At 63.0% G+C, this 18,702-nt stretch carries 16 protein-coding genes; 6 read left to right on the forward strand and 10 right to left on the reverse strand.

All coding sequences use genetic code 11. The annotated features are described in order from the left end of the window. Window positions 1–78: 78 nt before the first annotated feature. From AC0L2H_RS07120 to AC0L2H_RS07130, 3 genes are all read right to left on the reverse strand, one after another. The gene (locus AC0L2H_RS07120; RefSeq protein ID WP_473589561.1) at window positions 79–2,757 is read right to left on the reverse strand and encodes an ATP-dependent helicase; all 2,679 of its coding nucleotides are present in this window, start codon (window positions 2,755–2,757) and stop codon (window positions 79–81) included. A gap of 139 nt (window positions 2,758–2,896) precedes the next feature. After that, window positions 2,897–4,165: a flavin-containing monooxygenase gene (locus AC0L2H_RS07125; protein WP_473589562.1), complete on the reverse strand. Its 1,269-nt coding sequence runs from the start codon at window positions 4,163–4,165 to the stop codon at window positions 2,897–2,899. Between the two features lie 133 nt (window positions 4,166–4,298). Then, window positions 4,299–5,939: a LuxR C-terminal-related transcriptional regulator gene (locus tag AC0L2H_RS07130; RefSeq protein WP_473589563.1), complete on the reverse strand. Its 1,641-nt coding sequence runs from the start codon at window positions 5,937–5,939 to the stop codon at window positions 4,299–4,301. A gap of 265 nt (window positions 5,940–6,204) precedes the next feature. On the opposite strand from AC0L2H_RS07130, the gene AC0L2H_RS07135 reads away from it, so the two are divergent. After that, the gene (locus AC0L2H_RS07135) at window positions 6,205–8,517 is read left to right on the forward strand and encodes a glucose/quinate/shikimate family membrane-bound PQQ-dependent dehydrogenase (RefSeq protein WP_473589564.1); all 2,313 of its coding nucleotides are present in this window, start codon (window positions 6,205–6,207) and stop codon (window positions 8,515–8,517) included. A gap of 9 nt (window positions 8,518–8,526) precedes the next feature. Here the strand turns inward: AC0L2H_RS07135 and AC0L2H_RS07140 are convergent, their stop codons facing one another. Further along, window positions 8,527–8,958, reverse strand: a complete 432-nt coding sequence (locus tag AC0L2H_RS07140; protein WP_473589565.1) for a hypothetical protein — start codon at window positions 8,956–8,958, stop codon at window positions 8,527–8,529. 40 nt (window positions 8,959–8,998) lie between these two features. Further along, a complete protein-coding gene (locus AC0L2H_RS07145; protein ID WP_473589566.1) occupies window positions 8,999–9,157 on the reverse strand; it encodes a hypothetical protein in 159 nt (52 codons plus the stop codon). Between the two features lie 280 nt (window positions 9,158–9,437). Between AC0L2H_RS07145 and AC0L2H_RS07150 the strand changes: the two genes are divergently transcribed. Continuing rightward, window positions 9,438–10,331 (forward strand): dienelactone hydrolase family protein, encoded by an 894-nt coding sequence (locus tag AC0L2H_RS07150; RefSeq protein ID WP_473589567.1) that lies wholly within the window; start codon window positions 9,438–9,440, stop codon window positions 10,329–10,331. Window positions 10,332–10,343: 12 nt separating this feature from the next. Here AC0L2H_RS07150 and AC0L2H_RS07155 read toward each other — a convergent pair whose 3' ends face one another. From AC0L2H_RS07155 to AC0L2H_RS07165, 3 genes are all read right to left on the reverse strand, one after another. Continuing rightward, a complete protein-coding gene (locus AC0L2H_RS07155) occupies window positions 10,344–10,793 on the reverse strand; it encodes a response regulator (protein ID WP_473589568.1) in 450 nt (149 codons plus the stop codon). Beyond that, complete coding sequence (locus AC0L2H_RS07160; RefSeq protein WP_473589569.1) at window positions 10,790–11,938, reverse strand: histidine kinase dimerization/phosphoacceptor domain -containing protein; 1,149 nt, start codon at window positions 11,936–11,938, stop codon at window positions 10,790–10,792. Before AC0L2H_RS07160 ends, AC0L2H_RS07155 begins: the two co-directional genes overlap by 4 nt. A 131-nt stretch (window positions 11,939–12,069) precedes the next feature. After that, window positions 12,070–12,987, reverse strand: coding sequence for an EamA family transporter (locus tag AC0L2H_RS07165; RefSeq protein WP_473589570.1), 918 nt, complete (start codon window positions 12,985–12,987; stop codon window positions 12,070–12,072). A 90-nt stretch (window positions 12,988–13,077) separates the two neighbouring features. On the opposite strand from AC0L2H_RS07165, the gene AC0L2H_RS07170 reads away from it, so the two are divergent. Then, window positions 13,078–13,557, forward strand: a complete 480-nt coding sequence (locus AC0L2H_RS07170; protein WP_473589571.1) for an Lrp/AsnC family transcriptional regulator — start codon at window positions 13,078–13,080, stop codon at window positions 13,555–13,557. A 1,317-nt stretch (window positions 13,558–14,874) separates the two neighbouring features. Here the strand turns inward: AC0L2H_RS07170 and AC0L2H_RS07175 are convergent. Together AC0L2H_RS07175 and AC0L2H_RS07180 are read right to left on the reverse strand one after the other, a co-directional pair. Continuing rightward, window positions 14,875–15,072 (reverse strand): hypothetical protein, encoded by a 198-nt coding sequence (locus AC0L2H_RS07175; protein WP_473589572.1) that lies wholly within the window; start codon window positions 15,070–15,072, stop codon window positions 14,875–14,877. A gap of 255 nt (window positions 15,073–15,327) precedes the next feature. Beyond that, the gene (locus AC0L2H_RS07180; protein ID WP_473589573.1) at window positions 15,328–15,813 is read right to left on the reverse strand and encodes a thioesterase family protein; all 486 of its coding nucleotides are present in this window, start codon (window positions 15,811–15,813) and stop codon (window positions 15,328–15,330) included. Window positions 15,814–15,917: 104 nt separating this feature from the next. Between AC0L2H_RS07180 and AC0L2H_RS07185 the strand changes: the two genes are divergently transcribed. The 3 genes from AC0L2H_RS07185 to AC0L2H_RS07195 all read left to right on the forward strand — a co-directional run bounded on the left by AC0L2H_RS07185 (window position 15,918) and on the right by AC0L2H_RS07195 (window position 18,524). Next, window positions 15,918–17,336, forward strand: coding sequence for an FAD-binding oxidoreductase (locus AC0L2H_RS07185; RefSeq protein WP_473589574.1), 1,419 nt, complete (start codon window positions 15,918–15,920; stop codon window positions 17,334–17,336). 5 nt (window positions 17,337–17,341) lie between these two features. Beyond that, window positions 17,342–17,899, forward strand: a complete 558-nt coding sequence (locus tag AC0L2H_RS07190; RefSeq protein WP_473589575.1) for a hypothetical protein — start codon at window positions 17,342–17,344, stop codon at window positions 17,897–17,899. 103 nt (window positions 17,900–18,002) lie between these two features. Continuing rightward, window positions 18,003–18,524, forward strand: coding sequence for a hypothetical protein (locus tag AC0L2H_RS07195; protein ID WP_473589576.1), 522 nt, complete (start codon window positions 18,003–18,005; stop codon window positions 18,522–18,524). Window positions 18,525–18,702: the final 178 nt, after the last annotated feature.

Raw genomic sequence — 18,702 nt, forward strand, 5'->3', positions numbered from 1 at the left:
AAAGCTTGAATCACAATCAAGCCAAAAGTGGAATCCTGAATCTCAACAAGCCTTAGGACAACAGGGCAAGTAGGCGGCTCAAACGCCAGTGACAAACCCGTCCAGCACGCGTTTCTGGCCGGCCTTGTCGAAGTCGATGGTCAGCTTGTTGCCTTCGATTGCCGCGATGTTGCCGTTGCCGAATTTCTGGTGGAAGACGCGGTCGCCGACGCTGAAGGCCGACGGCGTGTCGGCGACGGATTTGGCGACCAGCTCGCCGTCGATGGTGCGGCCCTTGACGCTGGTGCGGCCGGCGCCGTAGCCGGAGTCGGTCTCGCCATAGCCGATGCGCTCGACCTGATGGCCGGAGCGCGAGCCCCAGTTGCGGTCGGTCGCCTCGGTGCGGTTGGCTTGCGCGCGCTGCCAGCCCGGCGTCGCATATGTGTTGGAGAAGCTTCCCGATTTCTCTTCGCCGACATTGTCGAAGCGCGAGGCGCCGTAAGGGTTCTGTCGGCCGCCACGGCCCGAGGCGAATGAGCCGCCACCATAGGAATTGCCATAGCCGCCATAGGAGTTGCCGCTTTCGGCGACCTCGACATGGGCTTCCGGCAGTTCTTCGAGGAAGCGCGAGGGAATGGTTGACTGCCACAGGCCATGGATGCGGCGGTTGGAGACGAACCAGAGGTGCAGGTTCTTCTTGGCCCGGGTCAGCCCGACATAGGCGAGGCGGCGCTCTTCCTCGAGCCCGGAGCGGCCGCCTTCATCCAGTGACCGCTGATGCGGGAACAGGCCTTCCTCCCAGCCGGGGAGAAATACGGTCTCGAATTCGAGGCCCTTGGCCGAATGCAGCGTCATGATGTTGACGGCGTCGAGGGACTCATTCTGCTCGGCGTCCATCACAAGTGCTACATGTTCAAGGAAGGAGCGCAGCGATTCATACTCCTCCATGGAGCGGATCAGCTCCTTCAGGTTCTCCAGCCGTCCCGGTGCTTCCACCGAGCGGTCGTTTTTCCACATGTCGGTGTAGCCGCTCTCCTCCAGAATGGTCTCGGCGAGTTCGGTGTGCGGCGTGGTCTCCAGCGCTTTTTGCCAGCGTTCGAAATTCGCAGCGACCTCGCGCAGCGCGGCGCGCGGCTTCGGCTTCAGCTCGTCGCTTTCGGCGAGCTTGGCGGCGGCCTCCAGCATCGGGATGCGCAGCGCGCGCGCGGTGTCGTGGATCTGGCGGATGGTGGCTTCGCCAAGCCCGCGCTTCGGCACGTTGACGATGCGCTCGAAGGCGAGGTCGTCGGCGCCTTGCGCGACGACGCGGAAGAAGGCCAGCGCGTCGCGGATTTCCATGCGTTCGTAGAAGCGCGGGCCGCCGATGACGCGGTAATTGAGGCCGAGCGTGACGAAACGGTCCTCGAATTCGCGCATCTGGAAGGACGCGCGCACAAGAATGGCCATGTCGTTGAGATTATGCTTCTGCCGCTGATAGGCCTCGATGGTCTCGCCGACGGCGCGCGCCTCTTCCTCCGAGTCCCAGGCGGCGTGGACATGCACCTTCTCGTCGTCCTCGGCGACTTTTTCGGTGAACAGCGTCTTGCCGAAGCGGCCCTCATTGTGGGCGATCAGGTGGGAAGCCGTGCCAAGAATGTGCGCGGTCGAGCGGTAGTTGCGCTCCAGCCTTATGATGGTGGCGCCGGGGAAATCCTTGTCGAAGCGCAGGATGTTGTCGACCTCGGCGCCGCGCCAGCCATAGATGGATTGATCGTCGTCGCCGACGCAGCAGATGTTTACGGTGGCCGGGCGCTGATATCCCTCCCCCTTGAGGGGAGGGTGGCCGGGCGAAGCCCGGTCGGGTGGGGTCCTGGCGGCAGTGCTCGACGTTTTTGCGGTGCCTTCTGCGGCGACCCCCTCCGCCCGCTTCGCGGGCACCTCCCCCTCAAGGGGGGAGGATTGTGGCCGCTGCGCCAAGAGCCGCAGCCACATGTACTGCGCGGTGTTGGTGTCTTGGTACTCGTCGACGAGGATGTATTTGAAGCGCTTGTGGTATTCCTTCAGCACATCGGGATAGGCGCGGAAGATGCGGATCGGGTGGCACAATAGGTCGCCGAAATCGCAGGCGTTGAGCGTCTGCAATCGCTCCTGATAGGCCTTGTAGAGCTCGCGGCCCTTGCCGTTGGCGAAGGAGCGGGCGTCGCCCTCGGGGATGTCGGCCGGGCCAAGCCCCTTGTTCTTCCAGCCGTCGATCATCTGGGCGAACTGCTTGGCCGGCCAGCGCTTGTCGTCCAGCCCCTCGGCCTGGATCAGCTGCTTGATCAGGCGCACGACGTCGTCGGTGTCGAGAATGGTGAAATCGGATTTGATCCCCGCCAGCTCGGCGTGCCGGCGCAGCAGCTTCACGCCGATCGAGTGAAACGTGCCGAGCCAGGGCATGCCCTCGACATTGCCTTCGCCGATCAGGATGCCGATGCGCTGCTTCATCTCGCGCGCCGCCTTGTTGGTGAAGGTGACGGCGAGGATCTGCGAGGGGAAGGCCTTGCCAGTGGCGAGGATGTGGGCGATGCGGGTGGTGAGCACGCGCGTCTTGCCGGTGCCGGCGCCGGCCAGCACCAGAACCGGGCCTTCGGTGGTCTCCACCGCCAGCCGCTGCTCGGGGTTCAACCCCTTGAGATAGTCGGGCGCATTGTTTTGGCCGCTGCGGGCGGCCATGGCGCGCGCGGCGATGCCGGACGGGGCCGCGGGCCGCGCATTCGGTTCGTCAAAAAAGGGCATGTCTTCCGAAAAGCCGGACATCGCCCCCGAATGTAGTGATTCGGCAGCGAAAGGCCAGAAGTGTCTACGTTTTGTTCCGATTTGGAAGCCGAATTGCCGATCGCCGTGCGAATATTATCGCCCGGCGCCCGACAATCCGGCCAAAGCCCTCTTGCGAGTGTTAGCTGGCGGCGGCCCGCATGCGCTCGCCGATCTTGTCGGCGACGTAGCCGGCATCGCGTGCCGCGCCGTGGATCATCGTGGAGGAGGTCGAATGCTGGAAATGCAGACCGCAGACATAGAGGCCCGGTTCGCCCTCCACAGTGCCGCGATACTGCTTCACCCGGCCAGTGTCGTCGAAGACCGGCAGCTTGATCCAATCCAGCCCGGCGCGGAAACCGGTGCACCAGATGACGTTCGAAACGTCGAGAACCTGGCCATCGTCGAGCAGCGGCTTGCCGTCACTGACGCCGGCGACGCGGGAGACCCTGCGAATGCCGGCGGCGTCCAAATCGCCGGGCTTGACCCGGATCAGCGGCAGGCCATGGGCCAGTTGCCCCGGCTTGGCCCTGCGGCCCATTGGGGTGTCGACCGTGAGCAATCGGTGGAAAACGATGCGGAAGACGATCGGGAGGACCAGGCGCATGGCAAAATAGCCATTGTAGGCGACCGGGATGTTGCCGGGATGTCGTCCGGCCAGCCAGACCTGGTGCGTGCGGGCGAGATCCATGGCGATTTCCGCGCCGGAATTGCTGGCGCCGACCAGCAGCACGCTGCCCGTATTGAGCTGCGCGGGATTCTGGTAGGCGCTTGAGTGGAATTGCCGGATCGACGGATCGAGCGATGCGGCGAAATCCGGGATTTTCGGCTTCTGGTAGCTCGAGGCCGCGGCCACGACGTGATTGGCGACGTAGCGGGTCCGGCCCGATGTGACGACATAGCGGTCGCCGGTACGGGTCACCTCGTCGACCTTGACGGCGGTGCGTACCGGGAGGGCGAATTTCCTCGCATAGGCTTCGAGATAGTCGGCCATCTCGTCCTTGGTCGGGAAGGAATAGCGGCCAGCGGGGAAGGGCATGCCGGCCAGTCCGTCAAAGCGCGCCGGCGTGAACAGGCGCAACGAATCCCAGCGTGAGCGCCAGATGTCGCCGACGCGTTCGCGCGCTTCCAGGATGACGAACTTCACGCCCTTGCGGGCGAGGTGATAGCCGACGGATAGGCCGTTTTGGCCGGCGCCGATGACGACGACATCGACATGTTCTTCCCTGCGCGCGGGCCGCTTTTCGTCGCCTGTTGGCGCCTGGCTGCCCGTTGCCAGCAGTGCGCCGGCCTCCAGGTGCATGAACGCCGCACCCTGTTCCAGCAACGCGCCGGCGCGCGCCCTGGTTTCGGTGATGCCGACGCCATGATGGCCGTGTGGTTTCATTTCGTGGGTCGAAGTCGGGTTCATGATCGCTCCATGCGGTTCGTCAGTGTGGAGCAAAATAGCGAACCGGCACGGCGCCGCTTCGGGGAGACACCTCACGAGAGAAGAAAATGCCATGGGGATTTTCCCCCATGCCCCACGCGATCTTCGGATCCTGTCAGACCAAGCCGTTTTGGAAGGCGTAGGCTGCCGCGGCGGTGCGCGAGTTGACGGCCAGCTTGTCGAAGATGTTGCTGAGATGTCGGTCGACGGTCTTTTCGCTTAGCCCTAATTCTGTCGCGATCAGCCTGTTCGTCTTGCCGGTGGCGACGAGGCCGAGGACCTCGATCTCGCGCCGCGTCAGACCATGCGAAGATGAAGCGGCCGGCCGCATCAACAGATTGACGCGAGCGAGGTCGGGTGCGGCGCCAAGCGCTGCGAAAACCGATCTGGCGACCTCGAATTCCAGTTCGGCTCCATCTTCGTCGCCAAGCATGCGGCAGGCCTGACCGGCCAGCACGCGCAGACGCGCCTCCAGATAGGGCGCGCCGGCGCGCTGCCAGATCGTCAGCGCTGCACGGAAATGGCCGAGCGCTGTCGCGGCATTACCGCCAGCGATCTCGATTTCGCCTCTCGCCTGCGAGGTCATCGCGGCCAGGATCTCGGTGGCGAAGCGGCCGGCGATCGCCTCCAGTTCCGCGCAGGCTTCGCGCGCTTCGTCGACGGCGGCCGCTGCCATCATGATCTCGACCACCGCCGGCAGCAGGCGGGCACGGCCCAGCGGCGCCCTGGTCGTGGCCAGCACACGGCGAATGGTTGCCGCCGCCTGCTCAGCCCGGCCCTGCGTGAGGCGCAGCAGCGCCATGCCGGGCTGCGGCTCCAGTCCGAGCCGGCTGGCGGTGCGGTAGAGGTCTTCGGCGGCGGCGAATTCTCCGCGCAGCCGATGGATTTCGGCCTCCTGATAGGCCGCGCCCGCCGCCGCTTCGTTGCCGATGGCATGCGTCAGCGACAGCGTCGCGCGCCTGGCCTCGGCGATGGAGTCCTGCCAGGCGCCGTTCAATTCCATGATCTCGGCGCGGTGCAACAGGCAGACGCCGTTGAACTGCACCAGTTGCGGCTGCGCCCCGCACCAGTCCGACAGCGCTTGCGTCCATTCGCGCGAACGATCGAATGCGTAGACCTGTCGGCACGCGGCGATGAGGTTGCAGTAGATGAGGCCGGTGACGATGGGCGAGAGCTTGCCGTCGGCGGCCGGCAGCATGGCTTCGTCGAGCAGGGCGATGCCTTCCTCGACCCGGCCCTGCCGGACCAGCGCGCGCCCGAGATAGCATCTGGCGAAGGCGATCAGATCGATGTCGCAACAGCGTTCGCCGATCGCCAGCGCCTGCCTTGCCAGCGCCTCCGATGCCGGATCGTTGCCGGTCATGATTTCCTTTTGAGCCGCCACCAACACCAGATAGCCATGCGCCGCACACTCGCGGCCGAAGCCATCAGCCAGGCGCTGCGCCTGCTGGATACAGGCAGTTGCGTGGCCTTCCTCGCCCAACGCCATAAGCCTGAAGCCACGGAAGAATGCCCAATACGCCGCCTGGTCATCACGGCCCGCTTCGATATGGATGTTGAAGAGACGCTCGCCGGCAGCGAAGATGTCCTGATCGCGGTCCAGCATCCCCGCCGACCAGAGCAGCCGTTCCAGGTCTTCCACGCCAAGAGACGCGATCTCGTCCGTTGCCTGAAGAAGCGCGAATGCGTCCGCCCATGCCCGTTGCGCGTAGGCGTGGCGGGCCCGTTCGAGCAACGAGGCGGCATCGGCTGTCATAGGCAGAGCATAGCATTGCCTGATAGCAGGCAGAAGAATGGCGGATGCCACGCCCTGTCATTTCAACGTGAGCGACAGCAGGACCAAAGGATAAGGCGGATCATTGCCTGTGGTATCGGAGGATATTGTCCTGCTGATTTGACACCGCGTGCAGGCCAGCGGAAAACTGCGGCAGCGAGATGAAACAGAATCAATAGCAGCTACGTTTCCATTTCGTAATGGCGGTTTCGGCCGCTCGCCTGCTGGGCTTCAAAGGAGTGTCGTTATGGCAACCGTCCTTACCGCCGTGGTCCTTTTCCTCATCGGCCTGGCGCTTGGCGGCGGCGGCATCTGGTTGGCTTCGCTGGGCGGCAGTTGGTACTATGTCATAACAGGTCTCGCTTTCCTGATCGCCGCCTGGCTGCTCTACAGGCGCAAGTCCCTGGCGCTATGGCTCTATGCGGCGATCGTGATCGGCACGCTTTGCTGGGCGGTCTGGGAAATCGGCTTCGACTGGTGGGAGCTCGGCCCGCGCGGCGGCATCATCGTGCTTGTGGCGCTGTGGCTGCTGACGCCCTGGGCGCGGCGGGGGCTCACCGGCCCGGACGGGCGGGCGCCGCTCATCCTGGCCGTGCTGGCCTCGCTTGCGGTGGCAGGCTATTCGATGACGGCCGATCCGAAGGATATCGCCGGCCAGCTCAACGCCGACAAGGTGACGCCGACCGCCGATCTCGGCGGCGATGTGCCTGCCGGCGAATGGCACTATTATGGTCGCACGCAATATGGTCAGCGCTATTCGCCACTCGACCAGATCACTGCGGACAATGTGGCGAAGCTGCAGCCGGCCTGGACCTACCGCACCGGCGATGTGAAAGGGCCCGACGACATCGGCGAGACGACCTATCAGGTGACGCCGCTGAAGGTCGGCGATACGCTCTACATCTGCACGCCGCACAATTTCGCCATCGCCATCGATGCCGCGACCGGCACGGAGAAATGGCGCTACGATCCGCAGGTCAAGCTGGACAAGGACCGCCAGCACCAGACCTGCCGCGGCGTGTCCTACTATGCCGACGCCAAGATCGCCGCCGGCCAGCCCTGTGCCTCGCGTGTCTACCTGCCGACCTCCGATGCGCGGCTGATCGCGCTTGACGCGGCGAATGGGCAGGTCTGTCCAGCCTTCGCCGAGGGCGGCACGTTGAACCTGATGGCCAATATGCCTTATCCGAAGTCGGGTTATTACTATTCGACCTCGGCGCCCTTGATATCAGGCGGCAAGATCATCGTCGGCGGCGCGGTCAACGACAATTATTCGACCGAGGAACCGTCCGGCGTCATCCGTGCCTTCGATGTCGATACCGGCGCGCTGATCTGGAACTGGGATTCCGGCAATCCGGACCAGACGACGCCGCTGGCAGAGGGCCAGACCTACACCCACAACTCGCCCAACATGTGGTCGACGGCGAGCGCTGACGAGAAGCTCGGCCTGCTCTATGTGCCGCTTGGCAACCAGACGCCGGACCAGCTCGGCGCCGGACGCAGCGCCAATGTCGAGAAATTCTCCTCCTCGATCACCGCGCTCGATCTCAACACCGGACAAGTGCGCTGGGTGCGGCAGACCGTGCACCACGACCTCTGGGACATGGACGTGCCGGCGCAGCCGACGCTGGTCGATATCACCACGGCCAGCGGTGTTGTGCCGGCACTGGTCGGGCCGACCAAGCAAGGCGATCTTTATGTGCTCGACCGGCGCAGCGGCGAGCCGATCATTGCGGTCAACGAGGTTCCAGCGCCGGGCGGCGCGATCGAAGGCGATCACACCGCGCCGACGCAGCCGGTCTCGGATCTGAGCTTCAATCCGAAGCCGCTGACCGGCGCCGACATGTGGGGCATCACCATGTTCGACCAGCTGGCGTGCCGGATCGAATTCCAAAGCCTGCGCTATGAGGGCCGCTATACGCCGCCCTCCGTGCAGGGTTCGCTGATCTATCCCGGCAATTTCGGCACCTTCAACTGGGGCGGCGTGGCAGTCGATCCGGTCCGCCAGGTGATGTTCGGCATGCCGACCTATCTGGCGTTCAAGTCGCAGCTCATTCCGCGCGACCAGGTGCCGCCGCCGGACGAAGGGCGCGGCAGCGAACAGGGCCTCAACCGCAACGAAGGCGCGCCCTACGCGGTGGTGATGGGGCCGTTCCTGTCGCCGCTCGGGGTGCCTTGCCAGGCGCCGCCCTGGGGCTATGTGGCGGGCGCCGACCTCAGGACCGGCAAGATCGCCTACAAGCACCGCAACGGCACCGTCTACGACATGACGCCGCTGCCGCTGCCGTTCAAGGTCGGCGTGCCGGGCATTGGCGGGCCGATGATCACCGCCGGCGGCGTCGCCTTCCTGGGGGCGGCGGTCGACGACTATCTGCGCGCCTATGACCTGACTTCAGGCAAGCAGCTCTGGCAGGCCAGGCTGCCGGCCGGCGGACAGTCGACGCCAATGACCTATACCATCGCCGACGGGCGCCAGTTCGTGGTCATCGTCGCCGGCGGCCATGGCTCGGTCGGCACCAAGCCGGGTGACTATGTGATGGCTTACACGCTGCCGAAGTAGAGCGTCCTTCTAAAGCCCGAGATGGGCTTTCAGGCTGGGCACCGATGCAAGCACCTCATTGGTCAGCTGGGGGCCGGCGGCGGTTTCGGCCTGCTGGATCAGCGTCGTGCCGGCCTGTCGGATCTGCGCCAAGTCGAGGCCGGACGATTCGAGCGCGGCGACGCCATTGATCAGCGCGCCGGTCTTTGCGCCGAGAACGCCGCCGAGCGCGCCCTGCAGCGACGACAGCAGGCCACCACCCGAGGCCGCGCCGGCAGCCATGACATCATATTTCTGGGCCAGGGCATCGGCCCCGGGGATCTTGGCGAAGAAGCTGGATAGGGTCGTGCCTTCAGCCTCGTGATCGAGCACAGAGAAAATCGTGCCGACGACCTTTTCCGTCGTTGCCTGGTCGAGGCCGGCTTTCTGTGAGACGGCATCGACGATGCTCTGGACGTCCATGGTATACTCCCCTCGGTCTTGGGCCGGTCTCAGCCTTGGGTCAGTCGCGGGTTTTCGAGCGACCGCCGGCAGGCCGGCGCCGGTTGCTGCGGACCTTGACCATCGATCGCCGGGTGGCAGCGAAGGCAGCGGACCGAAGCGCGAGCACGGCGGCTGCAAGCAGGAATACGCTTGCGAGGATCGGAGTCGGGAAGGTCATGAGCGCTATCCTTCTTGTCAAAGCCAGGCAGGTTGGCGAGGTCATCCACCCGCAGCTTTCCTCTATATTGTGTCAGGAACGTCAAGATTTGCCACCGATTACAGGAAAGTGATGACGGCCTGCGCGTTCGTGTCACGGTTTCGTGCCGAGTGCCGCATAGCCAAAGCGAGCCGAGCGACGTTCGTGGAGCGTCGCGCGCCTCACTCATCCGTGACTGGACCATGCGAGGTCCGGCCCTATCTTGCGCAGCAGGGGAATTCCGAAATCAAGGAGCGAGCCCATGACAATGTCCGCCGGACCCGCCAAGCCCGTCATCACCCAGGCGATGATCGACGCCTATGACGAATATACGCATCTGACGCTCGACCGCCGCCGCTTCATGGAGCAACTGACCAGACTTGCCGGATCGGGCGCCGCGGCGGCCACGATCGCCCCGCTGCTGGCGGCGAATGCGGCCCAGGCGGCGATCGTTTCCGAGGACGATCCGCGGGTGACGGGCGAGGACATCACTTTCCCGGGCAGTAGCGGCGAGATGAAGGGCTATCTGGTCAAACCGGCCGGCCAGTCCGGCAAGCTCGGCACCGTCGTCGTCATACATGAGAACAGGGGTCTCAACCCGCATATACGCGACGTGGCACGGCGCGTGGCGCTGGAAGGGTTCGTGGCGCTGGCGCCGGACTTCCTGTCGCCGCTCGGCGGCACGCCGGTCGACGAAGACAAGGCGCGGGATCTGTTTCCCAAGCTCGATCCGGCGCAGACCGCAGCCAATGCCGTGGCGACGGTCGCCTTCCTCAAGGGGCACCAGGACGGCAATGGCAAGGTCGGCGCGGTCGGCTTCTGCTGGGGCGGCGCCACCGTCAACATGCTGGCGGTCAATGCGCCCGACCTCGCAGCCGGCGTCGCCTATTACGGCATGCAGCCGAAGGCCGAGGATGTGCCCAAGATCAAGGCGGCGCTGCTGCTGCACTATGCCGGGCTCGACACGCGCATCAATGCCGGCATCGACGCCTTCAAGAAGGAACTCGGCGCGGCCCATGTCGAATACACCGTCTATGTCTATGAAGGCGCCAACCATGCCTTCAACAACGACACGTCGGCGGCCCGCTACGACAAGCAGGCGGCCGATCTTGCCTGGAGCCGGACGGTCACCTTCCTCAGGGAGAAGCTGGCGTAGCGGGTCTGGTTGTCAGGCGGCCGTCGGTATCCAGACCGTCTGGAAGGCCGGCGACAGAGTGAAGCCCGCCGGCAGCACCGACTCGGGTGGCGGACGACGGACGCCTTCCTGCAGATAGCGCAGTGCCGACGTCAGCCCGTTCATCGTGTAAGGTTTGGCGATGACGCCGATCGCGCCGGCGAAATGATCGGGAATGCGTTTTGGATTGGCGGTCATGAACACCACCATCGAGCGCTTGCTCTGACGGAAACGTTCGGCCACTTCGACGCCGGTCGCGCCGTCGGCCAGATGAATGTCGACAAAGGCGATGTCGGCGTCTGTTGAATCGACCATCTCGACCGCTTCGCCAGAGGAGGTCGCCCAGCCGACGACGCTGTGGCCGGCTTCCTCGATCAGACTTTCCAGTTCCATGGCCAGCAACGCCTCGTCCTCGACGATCAGGACCTTGAGCGGTTCAATCATGACACATTCCCTTCTTGCTGCGGTACATTCGGCATTCTGATGACGACCCGGGTGCCCGGGCCGGCATCTCGCCATTCGACGTCGGCATGCAACTGGCGGCCGAGGGACTTGATCAGCCGCATGCCGAAAGAGGCATCACCATTGGTATCGGCCATGCCGACGCCGTTGTCGGTAACTTCGATATTGAGGTGGCCATCGGGCTGACTCATCTTGATGCCGATGCTGCCGGCGATCGATCCGTCCGGCTTTTCCTTGAAGGCGTGTTTCAGGGCGTTGGTGACGAGTTCGTTGACCATGAGGGCCACGGGGGTGGCTTTTTCGGCAGAGACGACGATCGGATCAAGCTCGAGCTTCGATGTTATCTCGGAACGTCCCGATGCCGTGAGCAGATCCGAAATCAAGTCGCGGGCGAAGTCGGAAACGTCGAACCTGCTGACGTCCTTCGATTGATAGAGCCTGCGATGCACGGTGCTCAAGGCCTCGATGCGTTCCAGCATCGTGGTCAGCGATTGCCTTATGCCTTCGTCCTTGATGGTCCGGCGCTGCATGATGATCAGTGAAGAAATCATCTGCAAATTGTTCTTGACGCGATGATCGACCTCATGAAGCAGTGTTGTCTGCGCCTCCAGAGCGGCTTCCAACTCCTTCGTGCGTTCCCTGACCGCCTTTTCGAAGCGTTCCTTCTCAGCGCTCATCCGATGTTCGGACAGCTTGCGGTCGGAAACGTCTAGCTGCGAAGCGAAAAAGAACTGCAGCTCGCCTTTGTCATTGGATACCGGGCTGATGTAGAGCGCGTTCCAGAACGTCGAGCCGTCCTTGCGATAGTTCAAGAGATCGATGCTGATATCGCTGCGGCTCGCGATCGCTTCGCGAACCTGTTCCACGGCCACCCTGTCAGTCTGTGGTCCCTGGAGAAAGCGGCAGTTCTTGCCCAGAACCTCCTGCCGTTCGTAGCCGGTAAGGCGCAGGAAGGCGTCATTGGCGAATACGATAGGGTTGTCCGGCCGCCGGGGATCGGTGATGATCATCGACATCCTTGTGGCGCGGATGGCCGCCGCGAACGGATCGCCCTTGCCGTGCTCGGCATGCAAGTCGTCCGTCATGTGCCATGCATCGGCCGGCTCACTGGGGCGTTTCCAATCCATCTTTTGCTCCAACCGTTTTCGAAAGGACAACGGCGTAAAGGCGGGATTGGTTCAATCCCAAGCTTTCCGGTCGCAGCTGCTCGAATCGGGGAACCAAAGCAGGATTTTTACAAGCTATTGAAATAGATTGATTAATCAATCTGCTCTGGACCCGCCGGCTTGTGGAAGGCGACGCCGGCCACGACCAGCGCGATGCCGAGGCAGTCGGCGAGGCTCGGTATCTGCCGCAGCACAACGACGCCGATCAGCGTCGCGGTGACCGGCAGCAGCGACAGCATCAGCGCGAAGCTCGCACGCGGCAGCCGCGACATGGCGAGCTGGTCGCAGATATAGGGGATGACCGACGAGCAGATGCCGACGCCGATGGCGGCGACGAGCAGCGTCGGGACCGAGAAGGCCGGCAGCGCATCGGCAATGCCGACCGGCAGCACGATAAGGAAGGCGACCGCCATCGCGGCGCCCAGGCCGGCGATGCCGCCGCCGGCGCCGGCGCGGGCAATGCGATGGCCAAGCACGATGTAGAGGACGAACAGCGCGCCGTTGAGGAAGGCCCAGAACAGGCCGACCGGGTCGCTCGACCATTTCACGTCGATCAACAGCAGGGTGCCGGTGACGGCGACGGCAAGGGCCGCGAGATTGCGCGGGCTTCTGAGGCCGACCAGCGCGACGCCGATGGTGCCGACGAATTCGATCGCCGCGACCAGCGAGATCGGCAAGCGGTCGAGCGCCAGGTAGAAGGAACAGTTCATGACGCCAAGGCAGACGCCGAAGGCCAGAAGCAGCAATCTCGTCGAGCAGTCGGCGCGGGCAAAGACCGTCCACGGCCGGGTCAGCGGCGCGAAGACAAGGGCGGCAGTGGCGATGCGCAGCCATGCCATGCCGAGCACACCGACATGCGGGAACAGCAGCACGGCGAAGGCTGGGCCGAGATAGTGGAACACGGCGCTGACGCCGAACCAGACATGCGGCGGCAACGCACTCGCCAAATTCGCAAGGGCTGGGCCGGCGAGGGCAGGGCTGGCTACGGGTGCTTGCGCTGGATCCTTCATGGGATCATTATCGCAAGGCATTTTTTCCGGTTTATATGGATGATAACCGGCCAAAACAATCAATGGCCTTTCGATCCCGAGGAGTTCTCATTGAAATGCCTTCGAAACGAAAATCCAGATCTCGATGCCGCCGACCTGAAAATCCTGCGGCTGCTGGAAAAGGATGCGCGCACCAGCACGGCTGAGCTGGCGCGTTCGGTCGGCCTGTCGGCGCCGAGCGTGGCCGAACGCATCAGGCGGCTGCAGGAGAACGGCGTGATCGAGGCCTATACGGTCAGGATCAATCCGGCAGCGCTCGGCATGAAGCTGTCGGCATGGTTGCGGATCAGGCCGGTGCCGGGGCAACTGGCTGTGGTGGCCGAGATCATCCGCGACCTGCCGGAGATCGCGCAATGCGACCGGGTGACGGGCGAGGACTGCTTCATCGCGCTGGCGCATGTCGGCTCGGTGGCCGAACTCGAGCGGGTGATCGACCGCATCATCCCGCACGCGATGACCAACACCGCGATCATCCAGTCGTCACCGGTGACGGCGCGCTCGGCGCTCGGGGCGCTGAAGCGCCAGCCCTGATGTTCAAGAGAGAGGCGATCATTCGTGAGTGAATTAGCAACAGCCACGTATCCCGATCGACACTCATTCTGACGCTGTGGTCAATCATGGTCGAGGACGATTCGGCCCCGGGTTTGGAAGCGGCGATCGACGACGGCAAGCAGCAAACAGGAGCCGAGCGACGAAGATCTGGCCGGCGCGGCAGCGTTAAAGCCGATCCCCTACGACAACTAAGTAGGTCGGCAAACCCAACTTAGGCAGAAACCTAATGTAGGTGACCCACATTATTTTGCCGGTTCGTGTAGGGAGATCATGAAGAGTGATCAAAAATAATTCGGGCGAAGTGGCCTCAAGCCAAAACTCAGACACTGGTGGTTTGTAGAAGTTCAGCCCACCGACGAAGTAGTTGTAATTTTTGGAGCCGGTGCGAATGATGTCTCGGAGTGGGGAGTGCCAGATTCGATCAATTCCGAGGCATGCAACGGAATACGAATAGGCTACTTTCGCCAACCAGCGACAAAACAGATCCATCCTAATTCCGTGCGACTCGACACTCACTGACTTCACCCCTGGGCGCGCTAGCAGCTTGCGATATTTCTCGCCATTTTCAGAGTCTTGGAAAGCGTGCAGAAGGCCGAGACTAGGCTCATTGGGCGGGGCGCGGAGAATTGCAGGATACTCGAGAATTGGCAACGTGGTAATGATGGGCGACTCTGCGGTCGCGATCGAGCGTTTGGTTTTATGGCCTCTTTCGTCCGTAAAGATGACCCATTGAGTTGGCGGTCTTTCATGCCCATGGCGATGGAGCTCATGTTGCACTCGAAGCAACAGCAGGGTTTGGCGCAAGCATACCGTTTCAATTGTCTGGGTAATTTCCCGACACCGTTCGCATGACCCGTTTGGCAGGGTAATGCGTCCGCGCATACCCGTCGGGATGACGTGTTCTGTTGAGAGTTTCTTGTGGCTACCGCAGTAGATGCACTTTTCGGGAGAGGGTCGATCTCGCAACGTCAGCGGGGGCTCATCGGGTGGATTATAGTAAGTCCATATCGGCACTTCAGGCACCTTCACAACAGATTTTCAGTCCATCGCAGCGGCCGCAAAATATCGCTGTTTTGGACTTTAGATCTTTTAACCCATCACGTTTCGTTATTCGATGCTCTTTCTAAGTGGATGGTGTTGCCAATAGCAACGCCCCAAGCTGTCGCCCTTACTTCCCATAGGCAACCCATGCAATTCACCAACGCTGTAACCGTCGTGGGAACGCGTTGGCGCGATGAGAGAGGGTGCCGGCAAGCGGATGAGGCAGCGCAAGCCGGGAGCTATTTCACAATGGCACTACGCATGCCCGCGTTTCGAGCGCGCCTGTTTCAGGATGGCGCGCCAGCGGATCATGGCGAAGGGGATCGGTTCATTGTTGTTGGCGATGTGGAAAATCTCGTTGTTGAGATTCTTCAGCGAACGCCAGAAATCATAGTCGCTGATGCGTGGGTCGGCCGCCAGCCTGTCCGCCTCGATCTTGATGTCGGTTTTCATGCACGTTCCCCGAACCGCTTCCGCCCAGCCGCCCGTTTCACAACTCGATGTGGACGGTTTTCGACCGCCGCGCTGAGTCGTTCAACGCCTCAATTCGGCTTGTTCACGTTAAAACCTCGGTAAGGTTAACGGGGGCCGGATCGCGGTTCAAGTCATCTTGCGGGCTAGTCCCGGTTGCTTAGTGAGGCGTAGTGGCTTTCGGGCAACGGTATGAATGAAAACAATAACTTAAGATGGGGTTGCGCAAAAAACTCTTCAGCCACGGCGCGGCTTGATTCCGATCGAACGGCCAGCGCGCTCCGGCATCGGCAGCGCGGCATGGGCGGCGCGCATGGCCTCGATCCTGGCCAGCACATCGGCCGGGAAGGGCGCCACTTTCGGCCCGGACATGTCGACATGCAGCGACAGCGATTCGGACGTGGCGGCGAGCCAGCCGTCGACATGGCGGATCTCCTGGTAGACCCTCAGCCGCTTGTCGTCATGGTCGAGGAGTTGGAAGGAAACGGTGACCTTGTGCTCCAAATGCAGCTCCCGCACGTAGCAGACATGCACTTCCGCCGTGTAGATGGTGAGGCGGCGGTCCTTGGCGTAGTTCGGCCCCATCCCCATCATCTCGAAGGCGTCGTCCGAGCAACGGTCGAACAGCACGTTGTAATAGGCCATGTTGAGGTGACCGTTGTAGTCGATCCAGTCCTTCTCGATGTCCATGGGCCGAGAAACGAAAGGGGCAGGGATCGGCATCTTGGATTTCCTTTTCGGGATCGCTGGACAGAGCGTGGTTGGTGAGACTACGCATCCATAAATCCATAACAAGCATGGACGCTGGTCCATTCGCGGAGGAATTCATGGCTCTGAGCGACCTCAATCCGGTCGAACGCAACGAGGAAGGGATTGCCGCCGTGCTCGGCATCCTCAAGCAGCGGCTTGGCGAGCGGTTTCAGACCGGTCAAGCCATCCGCTCCCAGCATGCGCATACCACCACCTACATTCCGACCCAGGCGCCGGACGGCGTGGCCTTTGTCGAGACGACGGCCGAGGTGCAGGAAATCGTGTCGGCCTGCGCGGCGCACCGCGTGCCGGTGATCGCCTTCGGCGTTGGTTCCTCGCTGGAGGGCCATACCAACGCGCCGGGCGGCGGCATCTCGGTCGATACCTCGCGGATGAACCGCATTGTGGCCGTCAATCCGCAGGATCTCGATTGCACCGTCGAGGCCGGCGTGACGCGCGAGGATCTCAACCGGCATCTGCGCGATACCGGCCTGTTCTTCCCGATCGATCCGGGCGCCAACGCCTCGCTCGGCGGCATGGCGGCGACGCGAGCCTCGGGCACCAATGCGGTGCGCTACGGCACGATGCGCGAAAATGTGTTGTCGCTGACGGCGGTGATGGCGGACGGACAGGTGGTGACGACGGGAAAACGCGCGAAGAAGAGCTCGGCCGGCTATGATTTGACGCGGCTTTTGATCGGCTCGGAAGGCACGCTCGGCATCATCACCTCGCTGACCCTGAAGCTGCAGGGCATTCCGCAGGCGATCTCCGGCGGCGTCTGCCCGTTTCCCAGCGTCGAGGCGGCCTGCAACGCGGTGATCGCGACGATCCAGATGGGCATTCCGGTGGCGCGCATCGAACTGGTCAATGCGCTGCAGATGCGGGCGATGAAAAGCTATTCGAAGCTCGACTATCCGGAAAGCCCGTGCCTGTTCGTCGAATTCCATGGCAGTGACGCCGGCGTTGCCGAACAGGCCGAGACCTTCGGCGCGATCGCGGAGGAGTATGGCGGCGGCCCGTTCCTGTGGACCAGCGTCGCCGAGGAGCGGACGAAGCTTTGGAAGGCCAGGCACGACGCCTATTGGTCGTCGCTGACGCTCAGGCCCGGCGCCAAGGGCCTGTCGACCGACGTCTGCGTGCCGATCTCGCGCTTTGCCGAATGCGTCACCGAAACCGAGGCCGACATTGCCGAGATGGGGCTTATCGCGCCGATCGTCGGCCATGCCGGCGACGGCAATTTCCATGTGCTGGTGCTGATGGACGTGGATGACCCGAAGGAAATCGCGCAGACGGAAGAATTCGTGGCGCGGCTGAACATGCGGGCGATCGGCATGGACGGGACCTGCACTGGCGAGCACGGCATCGGGCAAGGCAAGGTCGGTTTCCTGCGCCACGAACTTGGCCACGGCGTCGACATCATGTGCACGATCAAACAGGCGCTTGATCCGCTCAACATCATGAATCCGGGCAAGATACTGCCGGGCGCAGGGAAGTAAGGGGTATGGCCGCCCTCGAGACACTTCTGCCAATCGAGGTGCCGCCGTCGTCCACCGGTGCACCGTTGCCTCACGTCTTTGCGGATGAAGGCAAGCTGCTCATCGGCTACCTCGCTAACAGGCCGGAGCCGTCATTCGATGGCACGAATCCGCGTTCGGTTTCGCCGGCAACGGGCAACCAATCGGTCGCAATCCTGACTGCGGAACCGTATCTGGCGTTGCAGTTCGGCCCGCCGAACGACGAAGCTATCAGCGGGCATCGGCTGTATGGGCTCGGGCTGCAGCCATATTCCGCGTTCGAAGTTTTAAATTCGTCGTGGATCGCTTCCTTGGAAGAGGCAAACCGGGCTCACCCGTCCCATGTGCCGGAGCTGTTTTCAGAATACCGCCATTTCATCCTGACGTTCCACGACTCGACGCTGGAGTTCATCGCCGAGAGTTTCTCGACCAGCCTTCGCGAGGGAGCGGTCTTGGCCGCACTGATGGAGAGCGCCGGCCGTCCTGTTCCAGCGCATCGTGTCAAACCAACTGGATTTTTCACACGGCTTTTGGGACGCGGTTGATCGCGTGGACTACCCTGCACCTTGATCGCACCGCCGTTTGGTCGCAGACTCCCGCCTCGGAAGGCCGGGAAGAGGCGGGCTTCACCAACGGAGGAACGACCCCATGGCGATGTCACGCAAGGAAGAGGCGCGGGCGCTGAGCGCCGACGAACACGGTCTGGTCGAGAAATCGCACCATCCGGCGGTTCAGGATCTTGCCGACGCCGAGCTTGCCGGCCTGGTCAAACTGTTGCGGGAGCGGCGCGACAAGGCGCAGAGCGAGGCGCATCGCCGTCGCCGCGAGATCCGCGGCAAAGGTGCGCCGAAAGGTGCCGCCGCTTCAAAGGGCGATGGTGGTTCGCAGTTGAAGCTCGAAGTTCTGGCGATGGCCATGCGGCGGCTGAATGGCGAGGCCGAACGCCGCCGCCAACTGGCGACGCGGATCTCGCTGGTCGATAATGCGCGCAAGGCGCTCGCCATGAAGCAAGGTGCTGGCGCGGACGGCCCCGAGTTCAATACACGCACCGCGCACAAGGGCATGCGGGCAGTGGTGAACCAGAGGGCGCCGAACCTGGTGCGGCCGATGGAACTTGGCCGCCAGCGCAAGGCGGCTAAGGTAGCGCAGGCAAAGCGCGACGCACGCTAATCCTGCTGCGTCATGATTTTTGCCGAACACAGCAATCCCTAACCGTTGGCGCTGCCCCTCACTGTCCTGCCGGACATCTCTCCCCGTATAGCGACGGGGAGAGAGTGGCTGGCCGCGACGCCGGCGTTCTTCCTTCAACGCGGATAATTGGCGAAATCGTGGATGAATGTGTCCCTCT

The organism is Mesorhizobium sp. WSM4871 (assembly GCF_055811295.1).

What these genes read in the sequence shown, in the direction of transcription:
- AC0L2H_RS07155 (WP_473589568.1), bottom strand. Translation starts at nt 10,793, where the DNA reads ATGATTGAACCGCTCAAGGTCCTGATCGTCGAGGACGAGGCGTTGCTG.
- AC0L2H_RS07150 (WP_473589567.1), top strand. Translation starts at nt 9,438, where the DNA reads ATGACAATGTCCGCCGGACCCGCCAAGCCCGTCATCACCCAGGCGATG.
- AC0L2H_RS07130 (WP_473589563.1), bottom strand. Translation starts at nt 5,939, where the DNA reads ATGACAGCCGATGCCGCCTCGTTGCTCGAACGGGCCCGCCACGCCTAC.
- AC0L2H_RS07165 (WP_473589570.1), bottom strand. Translation starts at nt 12,987, where the DNA reads ATGAAGGATCCAGCGCAAGCACCCGTAGCCAGCCCTGCCCTCGCCGGC.
- AC0L2H_RS07175 (WP_473589572.1), bottom strand. Translation starts at nt 15,072, where the DNA reads ATGAAAACCGACATCAAGATCGAGGCGGACAGGCTGGCGGCCGACCCA.
- AC0L2H_RS07195 (WP_473589576.1), top strand. Translation starts at nt 18,003, where the DNA reads ATGGCGATGTCACGCAAGGAAGAGGCGCGGGCGCTGAGCGCCGACGAA.
- AC0L2H_RS07145 (WP_473589566.1), bottom strand. Translation starts at nt 9,157, where the DNA reads ATGACCTTCCCGACTCCGATCCTCGCAAGCGTATTCCTGCTTGCAGCC.
- AC0L2H_RS07160 (WP_473589569.1), bottom strand. Translation starts at nt 11,938, where the DNA reads ATGGATTGGAAACGCCCCAGTGAGCCGGCCGATGCATGGCACATGACG.
- AC0L2H_RS07190 (WP_473589575.1), top strand. Translation starts at nt 17,342, where the DNA reads ATGGCCGCCCTCGAGACACTTCTGCCAATCGAGGTGCCGCCGTCGTCC.
- AC0L2H_RS07185 (WP_473589574.1), top strand. Translation starts at nt 15,918, where the DNA reads ATGGCTCTGAGCGACCTCAATCCGGTCGAACGCAACGAGGAAGGGATT.
- AC0L2H_RS07120 (WP_473589561.1), bottom strand. Translation starts at nt 2,757, where the DNA reads ATGTCCGGCTTTTCGGAAGACATGCCCTTTTTTGACGAACCGAATGCG.
- AC0L2H_RS07180 (WP_473589573.1), bottom strand. Translation starts at nt 15,813, where the DNA reads ATGCCGATCCCTGCCCCTTTCGTTTCTCGGCCCATGGACATCGAGAAG.
- AC0L2H_RS07125 (WP_473589562.1), bottom strand. Translation starts at nt 4,165, where the DNA reads ATGAACCCGACTTCGACCCACGAAATGAAACCACACGGCCATCATGGC.
- AC0L2H_RS07135 (WP_473589564.1), top strand. Translation starts at nt 6,205, where the DNA reads ATGGCAACCGTCCTTACCGCCGTGGTCCTTTTCCTCATCGGCCTGGCG.
- AC0L2H_RS07140 (WP_473589565.1), bottom strand. Translation starts at nt 8,958, where the DNA reads ATGGACGTCCAGAGCATCGTCGATGCCGTCTCACAGAAAGCCGGCCTC.